At 68.6% G+C, this 11,745-nt stretch carries 11 protein-coding genes; 1 reads left to right on the top strand and 10 read right to left on the bottom strand.

The window, feature by feature from the left end; all coding sequences use genetic code 11:
• Positions 1-194 precede the first annotated feature (194 nt).
• From L6E10_RS38190 to L6E10_RS38180, 3 genes are all read right to left on the bottom strand, one after another.
• Positions 195-371, bottom strand: a complete 177-nt coding sequence (locus tag L6E10_RS38190) for a hypothetical protein (protein WP_236225033.1) — start codon at positions 369-371, stop codon at positions 195-197.
• A 129-nt stretch (positions 372-500) separates the two neighbouring features.
• Positions 501-1,256 (bottom strand): HpcH/HpaI aldolase/citrate lyase family protein, encoded by a 756-nt coding sequence (locus L6E10_RS38185; protein ID WP_236225032.1) that lies wholly within the window; start codon positions 1,254-1,256, stop codon positions 501-503.
• Complete coding sequence (locus tag L6E10_RS38180) at positions 1,253-2,422, bottom strand: Xaa-Pro peptidase family protein (RefSeq protein ID WP_236225031.1); 1,170 nt, start codon at positions 2,420-2,422, stop codon at positions 1,253-1,255. Before L6E10_RS38180 ends, L6E10_RS38185 begins: the two co-directional genes overlap by 4 nt.
• 92 nt (positions 2,423-2,514) lie before the next feature.
• Here L6E10_RS38180 and L6E10_RS38175 point away from each other — a divergent pair, with 92 nt between their 5' ends.
• Positions 2,515-3,330 (top strand): SDR family NAD(P)-dependent oxidoreductase, encoded by an 816-nt coding sequence (locus L6E10_RS38175; protein WP_236225030.1) that lies wholly within the window; start codon positions 2,515-2,517, stop codon positions 3,328-3,330.
• 18 nt (positions 3,331-3,348) lie between these two features.
• On the opposite strand, the gene L6E10_RS38170 is transcribed toward L6E10_RS38175, so the two are convergent.
• From L6E10_RS38170 to L6E10_RS38140, 7 genes are all read right to left on the bottom strand, one after another.
• Entirely contained in the window at positions 3,349-4,623 is a 1,275-nt protein-coding gene (locus L6E10_RS38170; protein WP_275677295.1) for a sedoheptulose 7-phosphate cyclase, read from the bottom strand.
• A gap of 159 nt (positions 4,624-4,782) precedes the next feature.
• Positions 4,783-5,697 carry a hypothetical protein gene (locus tag L6E10_RS38165; protein WP_236225028.1) on the bottom strand — a complete coding sequence of 305 codons (915 nt, stop codon included), beginning with the start codon at positions 5,695-5,697 and terminating at the stop codon, positions 4,783-4,785.
• 131 nt (positions 5,698-5,828) lie between these two features.
• Positions 5,829-5,969: a hypothetical protein gene (locus L6E10_RS38160; RefSeq protein WP_176959729.1), complete on the bottom strand. Its 141-nt coding sequence runs from the start codon at positions 5,967-5,969 to the stop codon at positions 5,829-5,831.
• Between the two features lie 163 nt (positions 5,970-6,132).
• On the bottom strand, positions 6,133-7,368 hold the full coding sequence (locus L6E10_RS38155; RefSeq protein WP_236225027.1) for a salicylate synthase: 1,236 nt from the start codon (positions 7,366-7,368) through the stop codon (positions 6,133-6,135).
• Between the two features lie 116 nt (positions 7,369-7,484).
• Positions 7,485-8,738 (bottom strand): cytochrome P450, encoded by a 1,254-nt coding sequence (locus L6E10_RS38150; protein WP_236225026.1) that lies wholly within the window; start codon positions 8,736-8,738, stop codon positions 7,485-7,487.
• 63 nt (positions 8,739-8,801) lie between these two features.
• Positions 8,802-10,766, bottom strand: a complete 1,965-nt coding sequence (locus L6E10_RS38145) for an FAD-dependent oxidoreductase (RefSeq protein WP_236225025.1) — start codon at positions 10,764-10,766, stop codon at positions 8,802-8,804.
• Positions 10,763-11,728, bottom strand: a complete 966-nt coding sequence (locus tag L6E10_RS38140; protein ID WP_236225024.1) for a thioesterase domain-containing protein — start codon at positions 11,726-11,728, stop codon at positions 10,763-10,765. The genes L6E10_RS38145 and L6E10_RS38140 overlap by 4 nt, the downstream gene beginning before the upstream one ends.
• Positions 11,729-11,745: the final 17 nt, after the last annotated feature.

The raw sequence follows: 11,745 nt of genomic DNA, 5'->3' as shown, positions 1-11,745 counted from the left end.
TCCTCACCCGGCAGGGGTGGGGAGAAAGGAATTCAGCTAGGGTTACTACTGACCGGTACGGTGACAACGCGCTCACCGTACGCACAAACCCGAGGCGGCGTCGAGAGGGTGCTGAAACTTTCTCACATACGTAACCTGACGAATGGACCCGGATGGCGGGGCGGCTTACTCCGGTTCGCGGCTAGCGCGATGTGCTATGGCCGCGGGAGCACTTCCGCGATGTCCACCCGGACAGACATCACCCGTTCACCACGATCAGCGGGCATCTCCGCGCGATCGAAGTCGATACGCACCAACCGAGCGCTTGGCAGGGTGCGGACGACCGACTCGACGACCGGTTCGTCCTCCGCGCACCCGTCGAGTGCGATCAAGCCGTCCACAGTGGACTTCAGGACGAAGGCGCCGGTGGTTCGGCCCGGTTCCCTCGTGACACGAGGCCGCCTTCCCGAAAGCCGGGAAGGCGGCCTCGTCGGCGGGACGGGACGCATCCACTTCGTCCGCTACCGGCGCACGCTGCTCACGATGGCGCGCAAACCCTCCACCACCACGGTGTTGAAGTTGAAGAGGAGAACGCCGGCGCCCCGTTCCCGCCACTCCCCGACCTTGCCGGGATGATCCACCAGGACGCACAACGCGCACTGCGGTGCCGACACCACCGCCTCGACCACCCGGTCGACGGCCGCCCGGTAGCCCGCATGGCCGAAGTTCCCCGGCACGCCCAGGGAAAGCGACAGGTCGGTGGGGCCGATCCACACGGCGTCGACGCCGTCGGTCGCGGCGATCGCGTCGCAGTTCCGGACGGAGTCCCGGTCCTCGGCCTGGACCACGACCACCGTCTCGCGAGCGGCCTCGGCCAGGTGCTCTTCCAGGGTGCGGGTGCCGTGCCGTCCCGCCCGGGTGCTCACCGCGAGGCTGCGAATTCCTCGCGGTGGGTAGTGCGCGGCGCGGACCGCGGCTTCGGCGTCCGCGGCGTCCGACACGTGGGGCACGACGATTCCCGCCGCGCCGGCGTCGAGTGCGTGCAGCGCGGCGGCGGGATCGTTCCCGGCGAGACGCACCAGCACCGGGATGCCGGCGGCTTCGCCCGCCCTGACGTGGTGCTCCACCTCGACCGTCTCGGCGGGCGCGTGCTCGGTGTCGAGCAGCACGAAGTCGAAACCCAGGTGCCCGGCCAGTTCCACGGCGGAGTGGGCCGGCACCTTGAGGATCAGACCGAGCAGCGGGTCGCCGCCGGCCATGCGGGATCGCAAGCTCACCTGGCGCCGCCCGACAGCGGCCGGTTCCACCCGCGCGCCTCGTCTCCCGGTGCTTCCCACCCGTCCTCCGTGACGATCAGGGTGTCCTCCAGCTTGACGATGCCGACCTCGGGGTTGGACAGCGTCGTCTCCAGGGACAGGACCATGCCCACCTCGAGCGGGGCTTCCGCGTGGTCCGCGGGGTAGGGCACCGGACCGGTACCGGTCAGCCGGGGGACCTCGTGCGTGATGAGACCCATGCCGTGGGCGACGAAGAACATCTCGTCCGCGTGAGGACACGCTGCCAGCGCCTTGTCGGCCAGGTCGAAGACGTCCCCGCCGCGCCGGCCGGGCGTCACCGCGGCGCGCACGCCCTGCTGCACCGACTCGACCTCCGCCAGCAGGTCGTTCATCAAGCCGGTGGGCTCACCCGCCACCGCCATGCGGGCCAGGTCGCCGATGTACCCCTGGTACATCCCGCCGGAGTCGAGCGAGAGCGCTTCTCCTTCCCGCCACACCCTGGACGACGGCGCGCGGTTGAACTCGCTGCCGCACGACACCAGGCAGTAGTCGAAGACCAGTCCCCGATCGGTCTGCTCGCGACGGAACCGCTCGACCACGTCGATCTTGGTGTCGCCGGGCCGCGAGGCCGCGAAGGTGGCCGCCATGGAGTCGATGATCCCCACGGAGGCGGTGCGCACCAGCTCGAGCTCTTCGGGGGTCTTGATCGCCCGGATCGCTTCGAGGACCGGATGAGCTTCCACCAACGCCGCCCCCGGCAGCGCGGCGCGCAGCACCTCGGCCGCGTCGAACGGCAGGAAGGACTTCTCCACCGCGATGACCGCGTTGTCCAGACCGCGCTCCCGCAGCCCGCCGACGATCGAGTTCGCGGTGTCCACGCTCGACCACGACTGGTTGCGGACATCGGGGACCCACAGCGGGAAAACGGAGGTTCCCCACTCCTCGTTGCCGCACCCGATGTAGAACGAGTTCTCCGGCGAACCCTTGACGTACACGAGCGCCGGAAGATATCGGGACACGCCGATCGCGTCGAGGTTGGCGAAGAAGAAGTACCGGTATCCGCCGAGCAGGTGCTGGATGGAGAAACGGGTCGTCGCGATCACCACATCGGCGCCGGCCTTTTCCATCAACGCGTCCATGCGGTTCTGGTCGAACGGTAGGTCCATGACACTCCTCGAATCAATTCTGCCGCAACACGGCCAGGATCTGTATAGTGTCGATCGGCTAGTTCCCCATCGGCCCAGAAACGAGTGCAGACATGGACGAAATTTCCGGCGATGCCCAGTCTCCTGCCGCGACACGTTCAATCTTGGACCGGTTCCGGCTCACCGGCAGAACGGCTCTCGTGACCGGGGCGGGACAGGGCATCGGACGCGCGTTCGCGCACGCCCTGGGCGAAGCGGGCGCCCAGGTGGCGGTCGTCGACCTCAGCGCGGAGCGCGCGGAGGAGGTCGCCGGCGAATTGCTGGAAAAGGGCGTGAAAGCGATCTCGATCCAGGCTGACGCCGCCGACGAAAGTTCCATCGAGAGCTTCGTGCGCACGACGGTGGAGCAGTTCGGCCGACTCGACATCGCGGTGAACAATGCCGGAATCAACCTCAACTCCGCCGCCGAGGAAACAACGCTCGAAGAGTGGGACATGGTGCACAACCTCAACTTGAGGGGAGTGTTCCTCGCCTGCCAGCACGAGGCGAAGGCGATGTTCCCGCACGGGTACGGAAAAATCATCAACACCGCCTCGATGGCGTCGATGATCGTGCCTCACCCCCAGAAGCAGGTTTCGTACAACGTTTCCAAGGGGGCGGTGGTCAGCCTGACCCGGACGTTGGCCGCCGAGTGGGCCGACCGCGGGATCCGGGTGAACTGCATTTCGCCGGGAATCATCAGGACCGCCTTGATCGAGGAGTCCGAGGCGCTGGCGCCCCTGGTGGACGAGTGGGTGTCGAACATCCCGGCCGGACGGCTGGGTGAGGTCAGCGACCTGCAGGGCGCCGTCGTCTACCTGGCCGGCGAGGTCTCCGACTACATGACGGGCCACAACCTCGCGATCGAGGGAGGCCAGACCTTGTGGTAGGCCTCGCCCCGCCGGGTCTCACGCGACTTCCGCCGAACTGCCCGCGGCCATGTCCCGCTGGAGTTCGATCGCCGCGACCAGTTCCTCGTCCGAGACGTCGTTGACGAAGACGGTGTTCCCGATGCCGACGGGCAGCGGCAGTCGTTGCTGCCCGTCGCGCCGCCGGACTGTCGCGTGCAGCGCGTGCCCGAGGACCTCCGGCGTGTGCAACGGGCTCCAGGTGGGCAGCTCGAGGTCGGACATCACCGAGAACACCCGTCGGCACTCGTCCTCGCTCACGAGTCCGCGCCGGTGGGCGAGGACGGTGCTCAGTGCCATGTCGAGGCACACGGCTTCGCCGTGCAGCATCGCGGGAAGGCCGAGCATCTCGACGGCGGGGCTGAAGGTGTGCCCGTAGTCCATGCTGCGTTCGAGCGTTTCCTCCCACAGGTTCGGCTCGAGCTCTTCCAGCATGCCGGTGATCGCGGCTTCGAGGATGGCGGTGGCGGCGTCGGCCCCCTCCGGCGACCGTCCCTGGAAGTTCTCGTCCAGGACCAGCCGGCCGTGCCGCTCGAGAAGGCCGAAGAGTGCTTCGTCCTTGATCAGGCCGACCTTCAGGATCTCGGCGAGCCCGTTGCTGATGTGCCGGCGGCTCAGCGTCGCGAGGAAGCCGCGGTCGAGCAGCGTGAGCGTCGCCGCCGAATACGTGCCCAGCTGGTTCTTGTGACCGTTGAAGTTCACCCCTGTCTTCACGCCGACCCCGGCGTCGACCAGACCGACCAGGGTCGTCGGCACCCTGATGAACGGCGTTCCGCGCCGGTAGAGGCTGGCGGCGAGTCCCACGATGTCCATCACGACACCGCCGCCCACCACGATGACCGGCTCGCGCCTGCGATCGATTCCGAAGGCGTCGAGCCGCTCCACGAAGCGCAGCACGACGTCGATCTCCTTGCGCACCTCGCCCGCCTGGACCACCATGATCTCGCAAGTGACGCCGTGGTGCTCGAAGTACTGTCTCATCGCTGTGCCGTACAGCCTGTCGACGGTTTCGTCCACGACGACGAACCGCCGGTGTGTCCGGTTTCCGTCCGGGCTGCCCGCGTCGAGCAGATCTGTGCGGTTCGGGTCGAAGACGCCTTGGCACAGACGGACTTCGTAGTTGACCGGCTGCGAAGCCTTGACGTGCCAGGAGGGTTCTTCCGCCGCGGGCGCGACACTCGTTGGCGTGGAGGGCTTCCGCGGTGCGGGTGACACGACGACCTCCAGTGCACTGCCATCTTTCTCATGAACGGCGGGAATCAGCGAATCGCACATGTTCGCTCTCTTCTTGACGAGTACGATGAGATCAGCTCGACGTCAACCTGAAACACGCAGGATCGACGGCGAAGTGCCGTTGCGCTGTCGGTGCCGGTGAGCGGAGGTCTGTCGTGCCCCGGCTGACCTGGAAGCGGGTCTCGCGAGGTCATCACCGGGTCAAGACCGGATCAGGTCGCTCCCGGCCGCCACGGCGATCAAGGACCGGGCGTAGCGCGCCGCCGCCTCCGGGTGGAGGTGGAAGAACTTCACAGGTGCCACCGATTCGATCTCCAGCAGCAGCAGCCTGCCGGTGACGGGGTGGCGGAGGAAGTCGAGTCGTACCGACACCGGGTGGACCGGAACGGTCTTCAGGTAGGCGTCGTACGCGGTGTGGATGTCGGCGAGGTCGTCGCCGTGGTCGACGTGGCCGGCACGGGCGTTCGGGTGGAACTGCGTTCCGACCCGGCCCGGCGCGAGGATGGCGTCCTTGGTGATCGCGTGGGAGACCTCCCCGTCGATCATGATGATCCCGCTTTCCCCCAGCGAATCGATCGTGGAGACGTAGGGCTGGACGCACGCGGTCACGCCGGCTTCCCCGAAGGCCGCGAGCCTGTCGACCAGGTCCTGTTCTTCGGTGACCCGGGCGGCGCCGAGCGTGCCTCCCGACGAGACGGGCTTGACGACGACTGCGGCCTCTCCGAACTCACGTTCGGCGTTCGCGAGCGCTTCCACCGCCACAGCACCGATTCGCTCCCCCGGCCGGACCACCGTGGTCGGGATCGTCCTGGCACCGTGCCGCTCGACCTCGGGAAGGTATTCCTTGCTCATACCGCTCACGATGACGGCGTGCGGATTCGCCAACCGCACTCCCTGCCGGTGCAGGGAGTCCACCCAGTTCCGGAACTGCGCCAGCTTGAGCCACATGCTCCACGGCGACTGCACGGCGACCACGTCGAACGCGGTCCAGTCGACACCGTCGGAGTCGTCCCAGGCGAGGATCTGCGTCGTGCAGCCCTGTTCCTCCAGGCAGGCTCGCAGGACGGGGGTGTCGCGATCCGACCAGTCGCTGCCGGGAAAGGCGCTGGAGGTCACGAGTGCGATGTTCACGGGATGCCTCTCGGTAGTTCACAGAACAGCCGCGTGCACCACTCCACGAGTCGTCCGCCGACAATTCCCGGAGGTGCGGTCACGGTCCAACTGCGACACAGACGATTTCCTGCCGATCAGTCCGTGCCCCGGACGACGCCCGCTGCCGGGTTCTCCTCCTCGTCGTCGAACCAGTCCGGACGCAGTGGAACGCTGCACAGCGTGGGGAAGTCGTCGAGATCCGGTGCGCCACCGCGCAACTGCTCCTGAACGCTCATGGTCACTCCTGGTGAAGTCCCCCGCTGGCTTTCCTGAACGACAGCAGGAATCTAGTCCAAACCTGGTGTGACCCAGATCGCTGAGTTCCACGGTGCGGAACGCGGTCTCCCGGCCGGGGAAGGGACCTGAACGACCAGGCGGGGCCGTTTCCGGCCCCGCCGATCAGTCCGTCAAAGCGACCTGCCGCACGGGCACGAGGAAGCGCGACACGCTGCGCAGCTTCTCCCGGGTCTCCTCCAGTTCCCGTTCCGGAGTGGACTGGGCGACGATGCCCGCGCCTGCCCGCAACCAGGTGTCGCCGTCACGGCGGAACACGCTGCGGAGGACGAGAGCCGCGTCGATGGCGCCGTCCGGTTCGACGGTCAGCACGGCGCCGCTGTAGAGCCCGCGCGGCTGCGTCTCGGCGCGCCGGATCAGCTCGCAGGCGGGTGCCTTGGGGATGCCGGACGCCGTGACCGCCGGGAAGAGAGCGGCGAACGCGTCCCAGCCGGTGCGGTCCGGTGCGAGTGAACCCGAGAGCTGGGAGGCGAGGTGCTGCACGCTGCCGCGTTCCTTGACGCTCATGAACTCCTCGACGCGGACGGTCGACGGCGTGCACACGGTCGACAGTTCGGTCACCGCCAGCCGCACCGAGATCGCGTGTTCGAACACCTCCTTGGCGTCGCGGTAGAGCTCGTCACGCCGTTCCTGGTCGGCTTCGTGATCGCCGAGGAAGGCGCGCGTGCCGGCCAGCGGCTGCGTGACCACCTCACCCCCGGAGCTCACGCTGATCACGATCTCCGGGCTGAACCCGAGCACCTCCCAGCCCCGCAGGCGAAGGAGGAACGATCGCGCCGGGCTGTTGGCGAGCCGGCCGGTGAGGTACGTCGTGGGCATGTCGACGTCCTCCGGCACCGGCACCACACGGGAGAGGATCACCTTGTCCAGCACGCCGGAGCGGATCTCCGCGATGCCCGACGCGACCGCCGCCCGGTAGCCCTCCGCGTCGTGGTCGTCGACGTCGACCTCGACACGCGCCTCCGCCGGTTCGATCCCGCCGTTCAGCACGGCATCCGCGAGCCGCGACTCCAGCGCGTCCAGGTCCGCCGCGGTGAGCGCGCGCAGGAGGACCGTGCGGTTCTCGAAGCGCACTTCGCGCCGCGGGATCATCAAGGTGACCATGTCGGCCGCCGGCGCGTCGTCCAGTCCGTGCAACGCGTAGGACAGCTCGAAGGTGGCCCAGCCGTAAGCGCGCCAGTTCTCGACGTCGACCTCTGCGAGCCGGGTGGCGATCGCCGACAGCGGTTCGTCCGCCCGCGTGGTCACGGTCGCGTAGGCGCCCTCACCCCAGCAGATCGATCCCTGGTTCTCGTAGAGCACGTTGTCCTCGGCCGATCTCGCCGCGAGCGTGGCGGCCACGCGAAGAGGATCGGCCGGCGATGCGACGTGACGCTCCCAATACCTCAGTGCAGTTCTCCTTGATCGGGTTGGTTCCGGTTGCGGGGCGCGCGGATCCGGTCGTGCGCAGTGGTGGCTCAGGCGGGGAAAGCGTTGTCCACCCACAGCCGCACGGGGCCGCGGAAGCACGCGTTTTCGTGGTACCGCACGACTTCGTCGGCCGCGAGCCGGAGGTGGGGCAGGCGTGCCGTGAGTTCCTCCAGCATGACCCGCATCTCCAGCCGGGCCAGCGGAGCGCCGAAGCAGGCGTGGATTCCCCTGCCGAAGGTCAGGTGCTGCTGGGAGTTGGACCGGTGGACGTCGAACTGGTCCGGGTCGGCGAACCGCGCCGGGTCGTGGTTCGCGGAACCGATGAGGAGCAGCAGTTTGGCCCCCGCCGGGACGGTGACCCCGCCGATGTCGACCTCCCTGGTGGTGATCTTGCGCCAGGTGTGCAGGCTCGGGTCGAAGCGCAGCCCTTCCTCGACCGCGTTCGGGATCAGCGCGGGGTCGGCGCAGATCTCCTCCCACTGCTCCCGGTGCGTGAGCAGCCGTTGCAGCGTGCTCGACGACGCGTTGGTCGTGGTCTCGTGGCCGGCGAAGCTCACCGCGTGGATGACGTTGACGATCTCCTCGACCGACAGCGCGGCGGGATCCGCGAGGTGCGAGCGGAGCAGGTCGCTGGTGAAGTCGTCCCGCAGGTCCTCCTTGCGCGCGGCGACGAAGTCCGTGCAGTACCGCCAGTACTCGACCATCCTCCCCGCGATCCTGACCTGTTCGTCCTTCGTGGACCGGCCCCAGGTGAAGGCCATGCGGTTGAGGGCGAGCGCCTTGAGCGCTTCCGAGTCCGACTCGGGGAAGCCGATCAGGCTGAACACGATCTTGGCGGGCAGGGGTGCCGTCAACTCCCGCACCAGGTCGAACCGCGACCTCGAGGCGACACCGTCGAGCAGTTCGGTGGTGTAGGCGCGGATGACCGGTTCGAGCCCCGCGACCCTCCTGGCGGAGAACGCCTTGACGTTGAAGGCGCGGACCCTGGTGTGCTTGGGCGGGTCGCAGTTGGAGACGGTCGGGGTCGCGTGGAACCCGGCGTCGAGGATCTCCTTCGCCTCCTCCGCGAGCGGGTAGAACGGGGTCTGGGTGATCGCACCGGAGAAGCTCTCGTGATCGGTGAGGATCCGCTTGACGTCCTCGTGCCGGGTGACCGGCCACATGTCGAGCCGCGGCTCGTAGAAGACCGGGGCTTCCTCGCGCAGGGTGGCGAGCGCCGGGTACGGGTCGGCGATGTAGCCGGGAGCCAGCGGATCGAATCGCCCCTGCACGGGGCAACGGCCCGTGCTGCTGTTCAACATCTCATCTCCACGGATTTGACTGGGTGAACCGGAAGCTCAGGGGGAACGGCCGCTGAGGTGCCCTCACAGCCGCCTGCCGAGCATCTCGGCCTCCCGGATCGACGTGAGCATGGTTCCCGGCGCGTACGCGTCCCCGATGACGTGGACGGGCACTCCGCTCGCCGACAACGGACCCGACAGCTCGTCGACCGGCTGGCGGGGGGTCGACCAGGTGAACAGGGCCACGTCCTCGATCTCGGTGAGCCGCCCGGTGAAGACGTTCGCGCAGCGCAGCACGTGGTCCTCGTACAGCAGCGGTTCGGTCGACAACTCGATGCGCACGCCCGCCTCGTGCAGTCTCCGGTGGACGCCCAGGCGGCTCACGTACGGCACCGCGTCGCCCAGGGACGTCCTGGGCGTCATGAGCACCACCTGGCGGTAGCGCCGCGCCAGGAGGTCGGCGACCGCGTAGGTCCCGGCCGAGTGGTCGAAGTCGAACAGCACCGCTGTGCCGTCGCCCGCTCCGCTGTCGTCGCGGAGCAGGTAGTCCCGCACGCTGACGCCGTCCTCGCCGTGGACGTCCAGGGTGGGCGGTCGCATCATCTGCGCCCCGGTGGCCATGACGACGACGTCGGGACCGGTCGCGAGGACCATCTCCTCCGTCACGCGCGCACCCTGCTCGACGCGCACGCCGTTGCGCTCCACCATCCACCGCTGGTGCTCCAGGGTGGCGGCGACGTCGGCGCGTCCCGGCAACAGCGACTCCACCCTCGCCTTGCCGCCGAGGTGCGGGCCGGCCAGCAAGGTCACCCGGTGCCCGTGCCCGGCCGCCGCCGCGGCGGCCTGAAGGCCCGCCACCCCGGCGCCGACCACGGTGACCTCGCGTTTCCTGGACGCCCCGCGGACCCGGCGAGCGGCTTCACCACCGGTGCCGAGGTCGGGGTTGACCACGCAGGCGATCGTGCGGCCACTGGTGACCTCTCCCCAGCACACGTTGCAGTAGAGGCACGGCCGCACCTCTTGCTCGCGGCCCGCCCGCACCTTGGCCGGGAAGCCGGGATCGGCCACCAGGAGGCGTCCCAGGCCGACCAGGTCACCGATCCCGTCCCGGACGACGGCTTCCGCTTCGGCAGCGGAGGTGACGCGGCCGAACGCCAGGACCGGGAGGGTCACCGCCGCTCTGAGGTCGCGCTGGATCCCGAGGTACGGGCCGGGCGGGTAGTGCATGTCGGGCACGTGGTCGCCGAAGCTGAGCGAGGAGTTGCCCTGGCCGAACGCGAGGTAGTCCGGTGGAGTCTCCCGGCTCACCCGGTTCGCGATGCGGGCCGACTCCTCCGCGGTGATGCCTCCCCGCACCAGCTCGTCGCCCGGCATCTTCAAGCCCAGCAGGAAATCCGGCCCGCACACCGATCGGATGCCGGCCAGGACCTCGCGCAGGAACCTGGTCCGCCCGTCCAGGTCGCCGCCGTACTCGTCCTGCCTGGTGTTCGACCACGGCGACAGGAACTGCGTGATCAGGTGACCGTGCGCCGCGTGCACCTCGACGCCGGAGAACCCCGCGCGCTGCAGGACAGCGGCGGAAGCCACGAACGACTCGGCGATCATCCGGACCTCCGACGTGGACATCACGTGCGGAACCGTCCAGCTGTACGGGTCCGGCAGGGGCGACACCCCGATCGAGCTGTTCGACACCGGACCTCGCACCTGCTGCCTGCCCGAGTGCAGGAGCTGACCGACCATCCGGCAGTCGTGTTCCTCGACCGCGGCCGCGAGGCGCTCGAACCCCGCGGCGTTGGCGGGTTCGTACGCCGCGAGACCCGTCTGCGGGGGCACCGAGCTCGGGTGGACGAACAGCGCCTCGGAGACCACCATCGCCGCACCACCGGCGGCGCGCTCGGCGTAGAAGGTGACCGTGCGATCGGTCACCAGTCCCCGACGCGCGTAGTTGTTCATGATCGCCGGGAACACGATCCGGTTCTTCAAACGCGCGCCGCCCACCTCCAGCGGGGAGAACAGGTGCGGATACCGGTCCTGTTCCTCGGCGGTCACGCCGGGGTGCCTTCGCCCGCCGCGGAGACGATCTCGCGCAGTTCGCGGCCGATCTTGCCGATGTCCGGCTCCGCGCCGTCGAACAGCGCGCCGCCGTCGGCGTCCACGAAGATGGTGTTGATCTGGTCGCGGTGGATCGACCGCAGGGGTGCGGCGTAAGGCGACATCGCGTGGATCGCGGTCTCCTGCCGGCTGGCCTCGCCGACGGCGAGGATCGTGATGCTGCCGTCGAAGCCGGTCGGGGGGTCGTAGGTGAGCATCGCCGAGAGGTTCGCCTTGTAGATGGCCATCCGGTTGCGGAAGACGTCGAGGTCCATTCCGGACAGCAGATCGTGCTCGTCGACGTAGCGGACGACGAACTCGACCTGTGCTTCTTCGTCGAGCTCGTTCAACTCGTCCCACGGCAGGTCGATCCGCACGGCCAGCAGGCGTTCGATGATGTAGACGTAGTCCATGATCGCCCGCTGCTGCAACGAGGCGCTGTCGACCGGCAGCTCCTTCCAGGGGCGGTTGAAGTTCGGCATCAGGTGCAGGACGAGGCCGGTCCGCTCGCCCTGTTCGTGGAGCTGGCGGGCCGTCTCGTACGCGGGCAGTCCGCCCATGCAGTTCCCCGCGACGTAGTAAGGGCCCTCCGGCTGGACGCGGCGCATCTGGCGGATGCCGTGGGCGGCCAGCTCCTCGACCGTGCGGTAGGGCGACTGCTCACCGTCCATGCCGGGGGTCTGCAGGGCGTACACGCCCCACGCCTCGGGGATGTGCGGCAGGTAGTTGTTCATGTAGCTCACGCTGCCGTCCGTGGCCGGGTAGAGGAACAGGATCGGGGCGCCCTCCCGCAGCACCTTGACGTTCGACCCCTCCAGGGTGAGCAGCCGGTCGTTCCCGATGTTCTTGTTCTCCAGCAGCCGCAACAGCGCCAGTCGCTTGGTGTCGGACAGCTGCTGGAGCCGGTCGGTCGTGTTCACACTGTCTCCTGGTTCGG

This window comes from Lentzea sp. CC55, assembly GCF_021056325.1.
In the GTDB taxonomy this organism is placed as follows: Bacteria; Actinomycetota; Actinomycetes; order Mycobacteriales; family Pseudonocardiaceae; genus Lentzea; species Lentzea jiangxiensis.
Note: the sequence above shows the minus strand (reverse complement) of the source record. Positions and strands in the feature narration are given on the sequence as shown.